Annotated in this window: 14 protein-coding genes; 9 read left to right on the top strand and 5 right to left on the bottom strand. The window is 66.9% G+C overall.

All coding sequences use genetic code 11. The annotated features are described in order from the left end of the window. Nucleotides 1-48: 48 nt before the first annotated feature. The 4 genes from AC1MEY_RS01710 (at nucleotide 49) to AC1MEY_RS01695 (ending at nucleotide 4513) form a co-directional block, all read left to right on the top strand. On the top strand, nucleotides 49-1125 hold the full coding sequence (locus AC1MEY_RS01710) for a hypothetical protein (RefSeq protein ID WP_480229027.1): 1077 nt from the start codon (nucleotides 49-51) through the stop codon (nucleotides 1123-1125). A 17-nt stretch (nucleotides 1126-1142) separates the two neighbouring features. Further along, a complete protein-coding gene (locus AC1MEY_RS01705; RefSeq protein ID WP_480229026.1) occupies nucleotides 1143-1925 on the top strand; it encodes an SDR family NAD(P)-dependent oxidoreductase in 783 nt (260 codons plus the stop codon). A gap of 114 nt (nucleotides 1926-2039) precedes the next feature. Next, nucleotides 2040-2831, top strand: a complete 792-nt coding sequence (locus AC1MEY_RS01700; protein WP_480229025.1) for an SDR family NAD(P)-dependent oxidoreductase — start codon at nucleotides 2040-2042, stop codon at nucleotides 2829-2831. 56 nt (nucleotides 2832-2887) lie between these two features. Beyond that, nucleotides 2888-4513 (top strand): FAD-binding protein, encoded by a 1626-nt coding sequence (locus AC1MEY_RS01695; protein WP_480229024.1) that lies wholly within the window; start codon nucleotides 2888-2890, stop codon nucleotides 4511-4513. Between the two features lie 413 nt (nucleotides 4514-4926). Here the strand turns inward: AC1MEY_RS01695 and AC1MEY_RS01690 are convergent, their stop codons facing one another. Next, nucleotides 4927-5697, bottom strand: coding sequence for a hypothetical protein (locus AC1MEY_RS01690; RefSeq protein ID WP_480229023.1), 771 nt, complete (start codon nucleotides 5695-5697; stop codon nucleotides 4927-4929). Between AC1MEY_RS01690 and AC1MEY_RS01685 the strand changes: the two genes are divergently transcribed. Continuing rightward, complete coding sequence (locus AC1MEY_RS01685; protein WP_480229022.1) at nucleotides 5663-6589, top strand: Ig-like domain-containing protein; 927 nt, start codon at nucleotides 5663-5665, stop codon at nucleotides 6587-6589. The genes AC1MEY_RS01690 and AC1MEY_RS01685 overlap by 35 nt on opposite strands. 147 nt (nucleotides 6590-6736) lie before the next feature. On the opposite strand, the gene AC1MEY_RS01680 is transcribed toward AC1MEY_RS01685, so the two are convergent. Continuing rightward, on the bottom strand, nucleotides 6737-7345 hold the full coding sequence (locus tag AC1MEY_RS01680; RefSeq protein ID WP_480229021.1) for a PaaI family thioesterase: 609 nt from the start codon (nucleotides 7343-7345) through the stop codon (nucleotides 6737-6739). Continuing rightward, entirely contained in the window at nucleotides 7338-7799 is a 462-nt protein-coding gene (locus AC1MEY_RS01675; RefSeq protein ID WP_480229020.1) for a flavin reductase family protein, read from the bottom strand. The genes AC1MEY_RS01680 and AC1MEY_RS01675 overlap by 8 nt, the downstream gene beginning before the upstream one ends. Nucleotides 7800-7986: 187 nt before the next feature. On the opposite strand from AC1MEY_RS01675, the gene AC1MEY_RS01670 reads away from it, so the two are divergent. After that, nucleotides 7987-8652 carry a PadR family transcriptional regulator gene (locus tag AC1MEY_RS01670; protein WP_480229019.1) on the top strand — a complete coding sequence of 222 codons (666 nt, stop codon included), beginning with the start codon at nucleotides 7987-7989 and terminating at the stop codon, nucleotides 8650-8652. On the opposite strand, the gene AC1MEY_RS01665 is transcribed toward AC1MEY_RS01670, so the two are convergent. Next, the gene (locus AC1MEY_RS01665; RefSeq protein ID WP_480229018.1) at nucleotides 8649-10301 is read right to left on the bottom strand and encodes a 3-ketosteroid-delta-1-dehydrogenase; all 1653 of its coding nucleotides are present in this window, start codon (nucleotides 10299-10301) and stop codon (nucleotides 8649-8651) included. The two genes, AC1MEY_RS01670 and AC1MEY_RS01665, sit on opposite strands and share 4 nt — an antisense overlap. A 187-nt stretch (nucleotides 10302-10488) precedes the next feature. On the opposite strand from AC1MEY_RS01665, the gene AC1MEY_RS01660 reads away from it, so the two are divergent. Continuing rightward, the gene (locus AC1MEY_RS01660) at nucleotides 10489-11634 is read left to right on the top strand and encodes a 3-ketosteroid-9-alpha-monooxygenase, oxygenase component (protein WP_480229017.1); all 1146 of its coding nucleotides are present in this window, start codon (nucleotides 10489-10491) and stop codon (nucleotides 11632-11634) included. 8 nt (nucleotides 11635-11642) lie between these two features. On the opposite strand, the gene AC1MEY_RS01655 is transcribed toward AC1MEY_RS01660, so the two are convergent. After that, a complete protein-coding gene (locus tag AC1MEY_RS01655) occupies nucleotides 11643-11876 on the bottom strand; it encodes a hypothetical protein (protein ID WP_480229016.1) in 234 nt (77 codons plus the stop codon). A gap of 139 nt (nucleotides 11877-12015) precedes the next feature. Here AC1MEY_RS01655 and AC1MEY_RS01650 point away from each other — a divergent pair, with 139 nt between their 5' ends. Then, complete coding sequence (locus AC1MEY_RS01650) at nucleotides 12016-12669, top strand: TetR/AcrR family transcriptional regulator (RefSeq protein ID WP_480229015.1); 654 nt, start codon at nucleotides 12016-12018, stop codon at nucleotides 12667-12669. Between the two features lie 48 nt (nucleotides 12670-12717). Beyond that, on the top strand, nucleotides 12718-17232 hold the full coding sequence (locus AC1MEY_RS01645) for an ATP-dependent helicase (protein WP_480229014.1): 4515 nt from the start codon (nucleotides 12718-12720) through the stop codon (nucleotides 17230-17232). Nucleotides 17233-17264 lie beyond the last annotated feature (32 nt).

The following is a 17264-nucleotide window of genomic DNA, read 5'->3' as shown; positions in this document are numbered from 1 at the left end:
ACCGCGTTCACACTTGGCCCACCAAGAACGACGACGAGGAGACCTTCGATGCTGACCGATGAACGCCGCAGCGCGCTGTCCGACGTGCTGCGTCCGGCAGCCCCGCCCCGTGAGATCGAGGGCGTGTACAGCGACGACGAACGCGACCGCCTTCTCGACGTGGTGCGTACCAAGGGGCCGTGGAACTTGATCATCGCCCAACACTTCGCCTCCGCCGACGAGCTGATGGCCACGATGAGCGGGTCCTTTCCCGAGGGTTTCACCCCCTCACTGGACTTGTTCTTGACGCCCACGTTTCGTGGCTACCTCGCCAACTACGGCACGGTTCTGTATCCGGAGTTGCACGACGTGTTCTACAACGCGCGCTTCCTCGACATGGCGAAGTCCTACTGGCACGCCGAGTACGCCAAGCCAGAACTCATGCTGTTCAACATCAACGGGCCCTGCGCCAACCGCGATCCTGGACACCTCGACTCCCCCAGCTTCCGCGGCGTGCGCCACGAGAACGCGCCCACCTGGTTGTGCAGCGTGATGGGCAAGTCTGGGTTGTTCACCGACTACCTCATCAAGATGGCTCAGGTCATCACCTGGTTCTCTCATGACGCCAGCAGCGGCTTCACCTACTGGCCCGACGGACCGCTCAAGGCTCCGCAGCGACTGCTTCCACCGGTCTACAACCGCGGCGTCGTCGTCCAGAACGAAATGATGGTGCACCGCGGCGAAGCGAACGGTCCCATGGAACAGCAGGTTCCGAGCGGTCTGGCCTTCGACACGGTATTCACGGGTGACCCTGCCGACCGCGATAGTTGGTTGCTGAAGAACGGCGAGGACGTGATCGCCCGTCACCACACCGACGACTTGCGCTTCCTGGTGCACTGGTCTGCTGAAGTGTTCTCCGACTATGACGAGCTGAAGAAGAACATGGACGGCACCGATGACCTCACCATCGACAAGGCCATCGACATGCTCGTCGACAACCTCGCCAGTACCGGAATCACACTCGACATTCCGACTGCACCCCTGCACGACCCGGCGTTCATCGGTGCACTCAACGCCGCTTATGACATCGGGCAGCCCGCCATCTACCCCGAGGCCGCCCCGCTGAGCGCCTTCCAGATGGCCTGAGAGACCAGGTGATCAGGGTGGAACGACTGACGGATCGGCGCGTGCTCGTCACAGGCGCAGGCTCGGGAATCGGTGCGGCGACTGTGGCGCGCCTGCTCGACGAGCACGCGAGCGTGGTCGCCTACGACGTCTCGGCCGACGGACTGGCCGCCACGGCGGCGGCCGCCGACGAAGCATGCACCGGAAAACGGTTGACCACTGCGGTGCTAGACGTGTCGTCGGAGCAGCATGTTGCCATCGCGGTCGACGCAGCCGTCGCGGACCTCGGCGGCCTCGACGTGCTCGTCAACGCCGCGGCGATCCAGCGCTGCGCCCACACCCACGAGCACACGCTCGACGACTGGAATGCCACCCTGGCGGTGAATCTGACCGGAACGTTCCTGATGACTCGACGGGCCTTGCCGGCGCTACTCGACTCCGGCCGCGGCGTAGTCGTCAACTTCACCTCCACTGCAGCGTCATTCGCCCATCCGTACATGGCGGCATACGCTGCCAGCAAGGGCGGAATACTCGCGTTCACCCACTGCCTGGCATTGGAATACGCCAAGCAGGGATTGCGCGCGGTCAACGTACAGCCCGGTGGTGTCTCGACGGCACTGGCCTTGAGCACGCTCGACAAGATGCCCGACGGGTACGACCTCGGCCTGTGGGCGAAGCAGACGCCGCTGTTGACCGGCCCCGACGGCAGCGTCCTCGGTGAGCCAAGCGCTGTGGCTGCGGTGATCGCCATGCTCGCCTCGGACGACGGTCGCTTCATCACCGGCACCGAGATTCGCATCGACGGGGGCGCGCACGCCTGATCGGCCACGGGTGCTACTACACGGGTTCGACGCACAGGAATTGCTCGATGAGACGAAGCACCCGACGTGCACTACACCAGGAATCCTTGCCGACATGATGGAGTACAAGCGGTTTTGCAGATCTTCGAGAAGGTCTTCGTCGTCACCGGCGCGGGCAATGGAATGGGCCGCTTGGTCGCCGTCGGGTTGGCACAGCGGGGCGCGCGAGTAGCCGCGGTCGACCTCGACGAGACCGGTTTGATCGAGACGCAAGAACTCGCCAGTGGCACGACCGGTTCCGTGTCGCGACACGTGGTGAACGTCGCCGACCGAGCTGCGGTTGCGGCGCTGGCCGACATCGTTCCGCAGTTGCACGGGCACGTCGACGGCGTGGTCAACATCGCTGGAATCATCCACCGGTTCGCACCTTTCACCGAGTTGACGACCGACGAGGCCGACCGCGTGATGGACGTCAACTTCCACGGCACGGTCAACATGTGCCGTGCTTTCCTGCCGCTCCTTCGAGAGCGACCCGCGGCAAACCTGACGAACATGTCCAGCCTGTCAGCCCTCATCCCGTTCGCAAGCCAGACCATGTACGGCGCTAGCAAGGGCGCGGTCAAGCAATTCAGCGAAGGTCTCTATGCCGAGCTTCTCGATACGAACGTCCGAGTGGTCACCTTGTTTCCAGGCAACATCAGCACGAACCTCACGGGAAACTCTGGTGTGACGATGATCGACGCCGGCGGTCGGAAAGTCCGCGCCACCACTCCGGACGCCGCCGCACGCAAGATCATCGACGGCATCGTCCACGACCGCTTCCGCGTGGTCGTCGGCACAGACGCACGCGTGCTCGGCACGCTTGCTCGGATTTCGGCGATGAGAGCGACCGGATTCGTCGCCCGCCAGATGAAGTCGGTCCTCTAGCAACAGTGCCTCACGACTTCGCTAGTCCGCTCACTCCCGCACACGAAGGTGAATGAATGCACTCGATAGCCGATTACGACGTCATCATCGTGGGTTTCGGAGCCGCGGGCGCGGCTGCTGCCATCGAGGCCGCAGACAGCGGCGCCCGGGTGCTGGTGTTGGACCGCGGCTACGGCGGCGGCGCCACCGCGCTATCCGGCGGCATCATCTACGCAGGCGGCGGCACCCAAGAGCAAGCCGACGGTGAGCATGGCGACACGGTCGACAACCTGAAGGCATACCTGAGACGAGAAGTCGGAGACGCGGTGTCGCAAGACACACTCGATCGCTTCTGCGAAGAAAGTCCCGGCCTCATCACGTGGCTCAAGGCGCAAAACGTCGACTTTCGAGGCGGCCCAGTGTCGACCTATAAGACCAGCTACCCCACCGACGACTTCTACCTCTATTACTCCGGCAACGAGAAGGCCCACCCCTTCGTCGACCACGCTAGACCTGAGCCACGCGGACACCGCGTCGTCGCGCCGGGCATGAGTTCTGGCAGAGTGCTCTTCGAGCGTCTGCGCACATCGGCGATGGCGAAGGGAGTGCACTTCATCCCGCTGGCCCGGGTCGTGGATCTCGTCCGGGACGGCGATCGAGTCGTCGGAGTTCGCTACCGAGTGATGGATTCTGACCACCGAAACGCGCGACCGCACCGATTACTGACCAGGGCCACCGGCAAGGTGGGAACCTGGATGCCGCAAGTGGTCAGCCCGATAGTGAAGGCAACCGAACGACTCTGGGAGCGCGGCGCATCGGAACGTCGAGCGCATGCGCCAGCCGTGATCCTCGCAGCCGGTGGCTTCATCTACAACCGCGAATGGGTGAGTGCTCACGCGCCCGCCTTCACCGCCATCTCACCGCTGGGCACCGCGGGTGACGATGGGGCAGGCATCGCCCTCGGCCTGACCGCCGGCGGAACCACCGCCAAGATGGGCAACGTCGCCGCGTGGCGTTTCCTGGCTCCCCCGAGCGCCCTACTCGAAGGGCTCACCGTCGGTACCGACGGACGGCGTATAGCCAACGAGGACCTCTACGGCGCAACCCACAGCAACGTGATGATGCGCGAGTTCGGCGGTGCGGGGTGGGCAATCTACGACGCGCACACGTGGAAGAAGATGCGTGAACAGATCGCTGCTCAAACTCAAGTGTTCCAGCGATTGCAACTGATCTATCTGCTGACCATCGGCCACGAGAAGGCTCGTTCGATCGAAGAGTTGGCACTGCGGAACGGGATCGAACCAGTCGGTCTACGACGCACGGTCGACACCTACAACGACTCCCTGGCAGCTGGCACCGGCGATCCCGCCCATAAGGATCCAGATCTGTGTCCACGAATGGAAACTAGGCCGTTCTACTCCATCAACATCTCAGCCGCCTCTTCGATGTTCTACCCGGTCCCAGGCCTCACACTGGGTGGGTTGAAGGTCGATGAGGGCACGGGCGAGGTGGCCCACCGCAACGGCGGCGTCGTCTCCGGGTTGTACGCCGCGGGCCGAAATGCCGTGGGCATCTGCTCCAATAGTTACGTCAGCGGACTGTCGTTGTCCGACTGCATATTCAGCGGTCGACGCGCAGGGCGTCACGCAGCGGCCCAGGCGCAGAACGCGCGTGGCGTAGCCGCAGAGATCGACGCAGAGTAGCGGTTTTCGTCGTCCCCGTGGTCGGGTCAGCGTTCATGGGGCACCAGCGGCGTCGCCACCGGGTTGCGCGCGTCGATCCCGCCCACGCTTGAAGTTCCCCTTCGGCTCCCGCATGACGACCGGACGACGACGACGTCGGGAGTCGGCGAGGCGTGATTGCGACGCCACGACCACGAAAGTCCGGATGAACGTCCACTGATCGGAACGTCCATGCCCGGTGGCTACACCGACACCGCACTGTGATGCACGTCATCCTCGATTAAGGAACATCACATGCAGGCAGCGCCATCGACTCAGTCGGCCGCCGACATCGGCCATTCCGTCTCACGTCACGGACGTCGCAAACAAGACAAAACGGTGCGCGCGGGTCAGCGGCGCCGGCGTCGCTCCAGCGCAGCGGCACGAACCGGTCGTTACGGCGGACTGGCAGTGTCTACCTGGCTGATCGTCGCAGTGGCCACCGGGCACGGAGTAGCCGCGGCTGACGACGCGACCTCGTCCTCGTCGCCCAGTGAGCCGTCCTCCGCGGCGACAGCTAGCTCGCCTGAGTCGGTATCGAACACGTTGCAGAGCAGCCACTCTGATGTCACTACGCCGACATTGGTCGGCGTGACCGGCCCCACGTCGAGTCGAGGCGCGGGGGCCGAGCCGACTGCGTCACCAGCCGGCATGGCGGCCGCGGCGGGAGCGACCTCGTCGACGGTCGAGGTGGCACCGGGGGTGACCATCAGCAGTAGCGGAGGGTCGCAGAAGGCGTCGACCGAGGCCGCCCTCGCCGAGGTCACCGAACCGTCCGTCCCGGTGACTCCGCCCGACCCCTCGGTGGCGCCCGCGAGCGACGACCCTGCGTTTCCGACTGCGTCGACCATCGAAACCGGAACCCCGTCGACATCGCCATCGCCGGAGGATTCGCCGTCCTCGTCGCCGAGGGCGGCTACAACCGGAGCCGCTGGGCATTCGTCCACTGCCACTGCCCAGCAGACCGATGCCAAGTCCACCGCAGAGTCCTTTCCCGCTCCGGGGCGTGCGTCGCTGATTGCGATCGAGACGGCGTCGCCCGATCCGTCGACATCACCCGCGTTGACCCAAACCTCGGGCAAGAACTCGTCTCTGACAACGGTGCCGACGCTCGTGCCCTCGGTGCCCGCGGTGCCGTCGACGCCGTTCGCGATCGTCACCACCATCGTGACCGGCTTGGTCAATGCGATCCTGAGTCCGTTCATCGGTACGGCGCCAGTGGCTCCCCCTGGCCAGTTGCCGTTCCTCTGGGCCGTCGTTGCGTTCGTGCGGCAAAACTTCTTCAACCAGTCGCCGACCGTCACGTCCGTCGACGTGGCCACCCAGCAGAACTCCGCGGGCGTCATCACGGGAAACATCGATGCGGTCGATCCGGACGAACTCGGTAAGGCGGTCCAGATACGAGCCAGTGTGTATGCCGGTGCAGCGGTGCCCACCGACTGCACGTGCGCGCCGGAGCCCGGCCTCATCGGGTTGGCCTTCACCAATCCGGCGGTGCTGGGCGAGTCCCCGGGCGACAATTGGCACGCGCCTGCGGCCGTGGACAACACGTGCGCCTATCTCCGGCCCGAGGACTTCAGCGTGGCCTTCTACCGAGGGACTGAAACGGGCGAGGTGACGATCGACGGACTAGGGACGGGCAATGTGGTCCTCGATTTCGAGGGGACCCTCCTCGAAGGCGGTTCGAGCGAACAGTCCTTCGCCACTCTGGTGTCAGAGCGCGGCACGGGCGACCTCAAGGGTGTCACTGGCACCGTCACCAGTGTCAGTACTTTCAACGCGGATGGCTCGTTGAACGGCGTGCTCACGGGAACGGTGGTGCGGCCGGACATTCGCTACGTCGTGGTCGGGAACCCCACCCACGGAACGGTACAACTCGACGATCTGACCGGTGAGTTCACCTACACACCCAATGCCGCGTTCGCCTCCGCAGGGGGTGCCGACTCGTTCCAGGTGCTCGTCACCGACCACCGATTCAATCTGTTCCAGATCTTCCAGCCCTACAACGGAGACACCGTGAGGACGGTCAACCTCCACGTCGTCAGCACCCTCCTGTGACATCGCGGTAACGCCTCGGTCGCAGACGGTCCCGGTAGGGCGCGCGCCGCGCGTCCTACCGGGTCGCGCCCATGCACGCCTTCTGACTCGTCGACCCACCGTCTACGAATGTCGAGAAGCAAGCAGAATCTCCGTGTCGTACTCGAATCATGTTCTCCCGGCTGTGTTCCGTTGCTTCTTGGGATGAATGAAGATGCCCTCGGCGCGGACCGTCACTCCGTGGGCATCGGCGATCTCCCCCACGGCAAACGTCTTGGCGCCTTCGACGCGCTGCACCCAGGCGCGGGCCCGCAACGCACCCAGGGGGGTGCCGCGCTCGTATCGCAGAGTGAGCGTGCCCGTGTACGCCGGGCGCCCCGGCTGATGCGCAGTCGCGCCGAGCACGTGGTCGAGCACCAGCGCGCACACACCCCCGTGTACATGCCCGGCCGGACCTTCGTACGCCGCACCGAGATTGAACTCCGTCCACACTTCGCCATCGGGCTCGTGGTGCACCACCAGCGGCGGCGCCACCGGATTGCGGATACCGATCGCGACGTTGCCCCACGCGCTGCCCTGCCCGTCGCCGACCCCACGCAGACCGAACGACGAGGGCATCACGTCCACACCGAGAAGTTCACGCGCCGCGTCGACCAGTCGCGTTGCCTTCGACACGGTCGCCGCGTCTGCCTCGGTGCGGATGGTCACATCGATGAGCGCGCGCACAGCGCTGGTCAATGGTTCGTACAGCTGTGCCAAGCTACGAGGCTCAGGCATGAAGGGTGATGCCGCCGTATCCGCCGCGGTAGAACAGCAGCGGATTTCTGCCCTCGTGCGCGTGCAGGCCGGTGACCCTCGCGACGACGATCGTGTGATCGCCGGCGGTGTGTTCGAACTCGACGCTCGCCTCGATCGATGCGAGCGTGCCGTCGAGGACCGGGGCGCCGTTGGCGCCCACCGACCAGGACACGCCTGCGAACTTGTCGACGCCGGATGTCGCGAAGGTGGCGCACACGGCGCGCTGTGCGTCGGACAAGACGTTGATGCACAGCGAGCCGACCGTGCGTATACGCGGCCAGCTCGACGACGTGCTCGCCGGGCAGAAGGACACGAAGGGAGGCTCCAACGACACCGATGTCACCGACTGGCACGCAAAGCCGTGAGGGCGGTTGCCATCGTGCCCGGTGATCACCGCGATCCCAGTGCAGAAGTGGCCCAGGACCGCCCGCATAGTCCGAGCATCCGGCGCGCTGAGCGCACCGTCGTCGAACTGATGTGTCTGAACATGGCTCATGAATCTCCGTCTCGATCGGTGGTGTTTGCAGCGTCGCCGACCGAGGCGCGGGCCCGCAACACACCGTCCCGACCACCGGTCGGCGTCCGTCTCGAGTGACCACCCCAATTGTTAAGCTGCGGCAATGGACGCCGACGAGCCCTCCACGAACGCGGCACTCGCCGCGACTAGCTGGGCCATCCTGGCGATCCTGTCGTACGAGGACGAGTTGTCCGGGTACGACGTCAAGAAGGTGACCGAATGGAGCACCCGGTACTTCTACTGGAGCCCGTCGTTCAGCCAGATCTACACCGAACTGAAAAAACTCGAGAAGCTCGGCCTGCTCACCTCTCGGCTCGATCACGACAACGGCGCGCGCAGCCGCCGCCTGTACAAGATCACCGCTGCCGGACTCGAGGCCGTGACGCGGTGGGCGAACGATACTCCCGCCGAACCCCCGGTGCTGAAGCACGGCGTTCTGCTGCGGGTGGCCTTCGGGCACTTGGCCGGCGCCGACAAACTCAAGGCGCTACTCAACGAGCACGTCGCCTTCGCCGAGAAGATGCAACGACAGGCGGCTTCCGATGCCCATGGCGCCGAGTCGCTCGACGCGTGGGCGTACCCGAGACTGGCACTGCAATGGTCGATGCGGTACTACGCCAACGAGCGTGACCTGGCGCAGCAAATGATCGACGATCTCGACGCGGCCGCGGAGGCCTACGAACGCTCCGGTGGCGCCGCCGGGGTTGGCCCGCGCTTCTGGAATGAAATCGAGCAGCAGATACTCGCGGAACAAGACGGACAGACCTAACCCCCGGCGGCATCCTTTGCGGCGATGTACCCGAAGACCAGGCCCTGCGCGATGGTCGCCCCCGCACCGGGATAGGTGGCCCCGAAGGCGTTGGCCGCCGAGTTGCCCAGCGCGTACAGGCCCTCGATGGGACTGCCGTCCTCGCGCAACACGCGGGCTCGATCGTCGGCGCGCAACCCGCCGCACGTCCCCAAGTCGCTCAGCACCATCTTGACCGCGTAGAAGGGCCCGTGGAGCAACGGACGCAAGTTGGGGTTCGGGGTGACGGTGGGGTCGCCGTAATAGCGGTCGTAGGCGCTTTGACCGCGGCGGAAGTCGGGGTCGTCTCCAGCGAACGCGCCGTCATTGAAGCGAGCGACCGTGTCGAGGAACGCGTCCTTCGGCAATCCGGCTGCGGCCGCCAGCTCGCCCAGGCCGTCGGACTTGACGGCGATGCCCGCGTCGTACCAGGTCTGAGGAATCGGCATGCGCGGGAACAGTTCCGCGGCGAAAACGTAGCTGTTTCGGTACTGCTGGTCGAAGACGATCCACATCGTCTCCACCGGGTTGCCGTTGCGCTCTCGTTCCAGGACGCGCTGCCCGAACGACATGTAGTCGGCGGACTCGTTGGTGAAGCGGGTACCGGACTGGTCGACGATGATCGATCCTGGCAGTGAGCGCTCCGCCAGCATGACCGCCGGCGCCGCGCCGGGTAGGGCCGCTACTGCGGGAAACCACCAGGACTGCTCCATCGAGTCGATCGCGGCGCCGATGTCCTGGCCGATGCGAATGGCGTCACCAGTGTTGCCGTCGGCGCCCAAACTGGCGTGCGACGTCAGCGCCTCAGACTGAAATTTCCACCTCATCTCCATGTTGTGGTCGAATCCACCGGCCGCCAGGACCACACCACGTGCCGCGGTGACGGCGTACTCCCGTCCATTCCGTTCCACCATCGCGCCCGTGACCTTGCCGCCCTCGGTCACCAACCGAACCAGGCTGGTGTCGAGCCACACCGGGATTCCGGCGCGCAGCACTCCGGAGAACAACGCCGCCGCCAAGGCCTGTCCGCCGGCGGCGTAGCGCCGCCCCAGCAGCAATCCGCCGATACCTTGCGCCAGACGCTTCGCGACGACCGGCAATCCCTTCCGCGGAACCCGTGCCATGAGGTTCAGCCAGCGGTAGTCGGCGCCTGTGGTCGGCATGGGGACCGGAGCCTCCATGACACCTGGGCGCAACCGCGCTCGATACTCACCGAGTATCGAGGTGTTCAGCGGCCGGCACTCACACGTGCGTCCCGCTGCCGATCCGCCGGGCGTCTCGGGGTGATAGTCCGAGTAGTCCTTGGCCCAGAACAGGCGCATCGGCGTCGTACGCCGCAACATGTCCACCGTCGGGGCGAGCTGATCGAGGAATGCGCGGGCCCGAGATGCTGGCGCCGTCCCCCCGACGACGGACTCCAAGTACGTCCGGGCGCGGGCGTCGGTGTCACCGGCGCCCGCCTCTGTCAGCACGGGGCTGGCCGGCAACCACAGCGCCCCGCCTGACCGGGCCGTCGATCCCCCCACCACTGAGGACTTTTCGACGATCAGCACCGACAATCCCCGTTCGTGTGCTGCCAACGCGGCGGCCATGCCGGTGCCGGCACCGACCACGAGCATGTCCACGGTCATATCGCTGACGGGCAACCCGTTGGGAATCGTCGAAGAATGCGCAGTCGTCACACACGAAAACGTAGGGCAGCTCCGGAGCTACGTGACGTCGATGTCCTGTTGAGCGGAACACCGCACCCACAACACTTCTCGCGGGCGGTTGAATCCATGGGAGCCGACCCCACAGCCAATTCCAAAGGACGGTCCGATGAGTTCGGGACACTTGCAGGACGACGTGCGCTTGATCGAATCCGACGGTGCACCTCGACGCTTCGCCCGCGGTTGGCACTGCCTCGGGCTGACCAAGCACTTCAGCGACGGGTCTCCGCATCAGGTCAACGCATTCGGTCAGAAGTTGGTTGTCTTCCGCAGCGGGGACGGCACACTGAACGTCCTCGATGGCTACTGCCGACACATGGGCGGCGACCTGTCTCAGGGCACCATCAAGGGCAACGAGATCGCGTGTCCGTTCCACGATTGGCGGTGGGGCGGTGACGGCAGATGCAAGGCAGTCCCATATAGCCGCCGCGCCCCCCGCCTGGCTCGCACCGCCAGCTGGCCCACCCTGGAACAAGACGGCATGCTCTTCGTATGGAACGATTCCGAGCGCAAGCCACCGCCGCCGGAAGTCACCATCCCGCGGATCGAGGGCGCGACGAGCGACGACTGGACCGACTGGCACTGGTACACCACCGTGGTCGAGACGAACTGTCGTGAAGTCATCGACAACGTCGTCGACATGGCGCACTTCTTCTACATTCACGGGTCACTGCCCACCCACTTCAAGAACATCTTCGAAGGTCACATCGCCACCCAGTACATGAGAAGCGGTGCACGTCCCGACCTCGAGGATCCCGAAGGGGTCAAGATGCTTGGAACGACGTCGCTGGCCTCGTACCACGGTCCCTCGTTCATGATCGACGACCTCACGTACCACTACGAAGGCATGGACCAGCGCACCGTCTTGATCAACTGCCACTATCCCATCGACGCCAACTCCTTCGTCCTGCAGTACGGCATCGTCGTCGAGAAGTCGGAATTCCTTCCCGAAGACCTCGCCATCCAGACGGCCGTCGCACTGGGCGATTTCGTCAAGATGGGTTTCGAACAGGACGTCGAGATCTGGCGCAACAAGACACGCATCGACAATCCACTGCTCGTCGAGGAAGACGGACCGGTGTATCAGTTGCGTCGTTGGTACGAGCAGTTCTACGTCGACGCCGACGCAGTCACCCCGGACATGGTGGACCGCTTCGAGTTCGAGTTGGACACCACTCGCCCGAGCGAGGCGTGGATGAAGCAGATCACCGACGACATGGCAGCCAGAAGCGGCTCGTCGCAACCAGTGGGATGACCGTCCGCTCAGACAATCGGCTCGCCGAGATTCCGATGAGACCGGTGCAGTGCCGGCGGTGCACCGCCGATGTCCTCGTCCGAAAGAGCAGCTGGAACCAAACCAGCGTCCAATGGGACCGCGCGTCGATGGCTGTTTGCGCTGAGCGCGCTGACTGCCAGCACCTCGGCGCGAGCGGGGATCGACCACTCTTCATCACGTGTTCGGCGCTTCAGGATTCGATCGGCGATGCCGTCCGCCACGGACAGATCCCCGTGGTCGGGGAATCGGTCGAGAGTGACCCGCCAGGTCGCTAGTTCGGTCCCAACGACACGGCGCCTCCCCGGACAAGCATCGACCTCCCCCGCTTCTTGCACACGTGCCCATCAATAGGATCGGGTCATGGCTGAACCGGCTCGCAGGCGGCTGTCCCCCGGTGACCGCCGCAACGAACTCCTCAACCTCGGCGTCGAGGTGTTCGGCAAGCGTCCCTACGACGAGGTCCGCATCGACGAGATCGCGGAACGCGCCGGGGTGTCGCGGGCGCTGATGTACCACTACTTCCCCGACAAGCGGGCGTTCTTCGCCGCCGTCGTGCGTGCCGAGGGCGAGCGGCTCTTCGAGGCGACGAACACTCCCCCGCGGCCCGGCGACAGCCTCTTCGACCAGTTGCGCGCCGGCGTGCTCGCCTACGTCCACTACGACGAGGCGCATCCGCACGGCGCGTGGGCCGCCTACATGGGCATGGGCCGGTCCGATCCGGTGCTGCGCGGCATCGACGACCTCGACAACGACCGGCAGGCCAACCGGATCACCTCCCGCATCACCGAGGCGGTCGGCGCCGACATGGACGACACACTGCAGCGCGACCTGCGGGTCGTCATCTACGGCTGGCTGGCCTACACGTTCGAGCTGTGCCGGCAGCGGGTCATGGATCCGACCATCGACGGCGATCGCGTCGCGGACTCCTGCGCGCACGCCCTGCTCGACGCGATCTCGCGCATGCCCGACATCCCCGCCGCACTGGCCGCCGCGGTCTCTCCCGACGTCCGCTGACACACGTCCCGCCGACCCCGTGTCGGTGGGGCCAGGCACCATGGACAGATGGCCACCACGACCGATCCCCTGGCGCAGTTCAGCGCGCTGACCAGGGACTGGTTCGCGGGCACCTTCGTGGAGCCCACGGCAGCTCAGGCGCAGGCCTGGGCAGCCATCGCCGGCGGCGACAACACGCTGGTCATCGCCCCCACCGGGTCGGGCAAGACGCTGGCCGCGTTCCTCTGGGCGATCGACCGCCTCGCCGCCGCCGAGCCCCCCGCGGCGGGTGAGGATGCCCCCGGCACGCGGGTGCTGTACGTGTCGCCGCTCAAGGCGCTGGCGGTCGACGTCGAGCGCAACCTCTCCACCCCGCTCACCGGCATCACGCGTGTCGCCGAGCGGCTGGGATTCCCCGTGCCGAGGATCACGGTCGGCGTCCGCTCCGGCGACACCTCGCCGGCCCAGCGGCGCGAACTGATCCGCAAGCCGCCGGACATCCTGATCACCACGCCGGAGTCGTTGTTCCTGATGCTGACGTCGGCGGCACGGGAGTCGCTGACCGACGTCACCACCGTGATCGTCGACGAGGTGCACGCCGTCGCGGGCACCAAGCGCGGCGCACACCTCGCGCTGTCGCTGGAGCGGCTCGACCAGCTGCTCGACGCGCCCGCCCAGCGCATCGGACTGTCGGCCACCGTCCGTCCACCCGAGGACGTCGCACGGTTCCTGTCCGGCGCTGCGCCCACGTCGATCGTCGCCCCGGCATCCGGCAAGTCCTGGGACCTCTCGGTCCAGGTGCCGGTGCCCGACATGGCGAACCTGGAGAACAACACGATCTGGCCGGACGTCGAGGAACGCATCGTCGACCTCATCGAGTCGCACCGCAGCTCGATCGTGTTCACCAACTCCCGCCGCCTCGCCGAGCGGCTGACCTCCCGCATCAACGAGATCTACGCCGAACGCACCGGCGCCGAACCGTCCCTGGAGAAGAACCCGAAGGTCGCCGGCGGCGCGCCCGCCCACGTGATGGCCAGCGGGCAGGCCTCGGGTGCCGAACCGCTGCTGGCCAAGGCGCACCACGGGTCGGTCAGCAAGGAGCAGCGCGCGATCGTCGAGGACGACCTCAAGTCGGGCCGGCTGCGCGCCGTCGTCGCGACGTCGAGTCTCGAACTCGGCATCGACATGGGCTCGGTGGACCTGGTCATCCAGGTGGAGGCCCCACCGTCGGTGGCGAGCGGCCTGCAGCGCGTCGGGCGGGCGGGCCATCAGGTCGGCGAGGTGTCGCGCGGCGTGCTGTTCCCGAAGCACCGCACCGATCTGATCGACTGCGCAGTGACGGTGCAGCGCATGCTCACCGGTGAGATCGAGACCATGCGGGTGCCCGCCAACCCACTCGACATCCTCGCCCAGCACACCATCGCGGCGGCATCCCTGGAGCCCATCGACGCCGACCGCTGGTTCGAGGTCGTCCGTCGCAGCGCGCCGTTCGCGACGCTGCCGCGCAGCGCCTTCGAGGCGACGCTCGACCTGTTGAGCGGCAAATACCCGTCCACCGAGTTCGCCGAACTGCGGCCACGACTGGTCTACGACCGCGACGCGGGAACGCTGACCGCACGCCCCGGCGCGCAGCGCCTCGCCGTCACCTCCGGCGGCGCCATCCCCGACCGCGGTCTGTTCACGGTCTACCTCGCCACCAACGCCGACACCGAGAAGCCCTCCCGCGTCGGCGAACTCGACGAGGAGATGGTCTACGAGTCCCGCCCCGGCGACGTCATCTCCCTCGGCGCCACCAGCTGGCGCATCACCGAGATCACCCATGACCGGGTGCTGGTCGTCCCGGCCCCCGGGCAGCCGGCACGCCTGCCCTACTGGCGCGGCGACGGCGTCGGCCGGCCCGCCGAACTCGGTGCGGCCATCGGCGAGTTCACCGGCCAGCTCGCCGGGTTGAACCGCGAGAAATTCGACGAGCGTTGCGCCACCATGGGTTTCAACGAGTTCGCCACTGACAACCTCTTCCAGCTCCTGAGTGAGCAGCGCGAGGCCACCGGCACCGTGCCCACCGACACCACGTTCCTCGTCGAGCGGTTCCGCGACGAACTCGGCGACTGGCGGGTGATCCTGCACTCCCCCTACGGACTCCGCGTGCACGGTCCGCTCGCCCTGGCGGTCGGCCGGCGCCTGCGGGAGCGCTATGGCATCGACGAGAAGCCCACGGCCTCCGACGACGGCATCATCGTGCGGCTCCCCGACACCGAGGACGCCGCACCCGGCGCCGAGCTGTTCGTGTTCGACTCCGACGAGATCGAACCGATCGTCACCGCCGAGGTGGGCGGCTCGGCACTGTTCGCCTCCCGGTTCCGCGAGTGCGCCGCCCGCGCGCTGCTGCTGCCACGCCGCCACCCCGGCAAGCGCTCCCCGCTGTGGCACCAGCGGCAGCGGGCAGCGCAACTGCTCGACGTGGCCCGCAAGTACCCCGACTTCCCGATCGTCCTCGAGACCGTCCGCGAGTGCCTCCAGGACGTCTACGACGTGCCGACGCTGATCGACCTGATGAACCGGATCAGCTCGCGGCGCATCCGCGTGCTCGAGGTCGAGACGTCCACGCCGTCGCCGTTCGCCGCCTCGCTGCTGTTCGGCTACGTCGGCGCGTTCATGTACGAGGGCGACAGCCCGCTGGCCGAACGCCGCGCCGCCGCCCTCTCACTCGACAGCGTGCTGCTGTCCGAGCTGCTCGGTCGCATCGAACTGCGCGAGCTGCTCGACCCCGCCGTCATAGAGTCGACCCACAGGCAGCTACAGCACCTCGCCGAGGACCGGCAGGCGCGTGACGCGGAGGGCGTCGCGGACCTTCTGCGCCTGCTCGGCCCTCTTACCGAGGCCGAGGTCGTCGAACGCTCCACCGCATCCGACGTCAACGGCTGGCTCGAGGGGCTGCGGGCGGCCCGCCGTGCGCTGACGGTGTCGTTCGCCGGTGAGACGTGGTGGGTGGCCATCGAGGACATGGGCCTCCTGCGCGACGGTGTCGGCATCGGCGTGCCGGTCGGCATACCGCTGAGCTTCACCGAATCCGTCAACGATCCGCTCGGTGAACTCCTCGGCCGCTTCGCGCGCACCCGCGGACCGTTCACCACGGCCGACGCCGCAGCCCGGTTCGGCCTCGGCCTGCGCGTGACCGCCGACGTGCTGGGCCGGATGTCGGTCGACGGCAAGCTCGTCAAGGGCGAGTACACCGACCCCGTCGGCGAGCAGTGGTGCGACGCCGACGTTCTCAAGATCCTGCGGCGCCGGTCGCTGGCGGCGCTGCGCGCGCAGGTCGAGCCCGTCAGCACCGCGGCCTACGCGCGGTTCCTGCCCGCGTGGCAGCAGGTCGGCTCCACTCGCAACTCCGGCGTCGACGGACTGGCCGGGGTCATCGATCAGCTGTCCGGCGTGCCCATCCCCGCGTCGGCCATCGAACCGCTGGTGTTCGCGCCGCGGGTCCGCGACTACCAGCCGGCGATGCTCGACGAGTTGCTCGCGACGGGCGAGGTGACGTGGTCGGGGGCGGGTCCGATCGCCGGGTCGGACGGTTGGATCGCCTTCCACACCGCGGATTCGGCGCCGCTCAGCCTCGCCGCACCCGCCGAGATCGACTTCACCGACACCCACCGCGAGATCATGGCGACGCTCGGCAACGGTGGCGCCTACTTCTTCCGCCAGCTCGGTGCGGCCGACGACGCCGTCAAGAAGGCGCTGTGGGAACTCGTCTGGGCGGGCTGGGTCACCGGCGACACGTTCGCACCGGTACGCGCCGTGCTCACCGGCGGCAGCCGCCGCCGGGGCGGGGGCGCCCACCGGCAGAAGCAGCAGCGGGCGCCGCGGCTCAGCCGCTACAGCGTGGCCCACGCGCAGACCAGGACCACCGACACCACGGTCGCGGGACGGTGGTCGGCACTGCCCGCCGCCGAACCGGACTCCACCATCCGCACGCACTTCCAGGCCGACCTCCTGCTCAGCCGGTACGGCGTGCTCACCAAGGGTGCGGCGGAGGGCGTGCCCGGTGGCTTCGCGATGCTCTACAAGGTGCTGAGCGCATTCGAGGAGGCCGGTCGCTGCCAGCGCGGGTACTTCGTCGAGTCGCTGGGCGGCGCGCAGTTCGCGGTGGCCTCGACCGTCGACCGGTTGCGCACCTACCTCGACGACGTCGACTCGGGCACCCGCGCGTATCAGGCCGTCGTCCTCGCCGCGGCAGACCCGGCCAACCCCTACGGCGCCACGCTCCCGTGGCCCGCCGACGGCACCCACCGGCCCGGCCGCAAGGCGGGCGCACTGGTGGTGCTGGTGGACGGCGAGCTGGTGTGGTTCCTGGAGCGCGGTGGGCGGACGTTGCTGTCCTACTCCGAGGACACCGAGGCCCTCACCGCCGCGGCGACGGCGCTGGTCGGCCTGGTCAGCTCGGGCCGATTGCAGGCGCTGCTCGTCGAGAAGGTCAATGGGCTGCCGGTGCTGGATTCGACGAACGATCCCGCATTGGCACTGGTGGCAGATGCATTGGTGGCGGCAGGCTTTGCGCGAACACCTCGCGGGCTGCGGCTTCGTTGAGCCGCCGCATCCGCGCAGTCGACGACCCCGAC

It is taken from the genome of Mycobacterium sp. PTI7 (genome assembly GCF_056679845.1).
The sequence above is the reverse complement of the archived record's forward strand: the minus strand, read 5'-3'. Positions and strand labels throughout refer to the sequence as shown.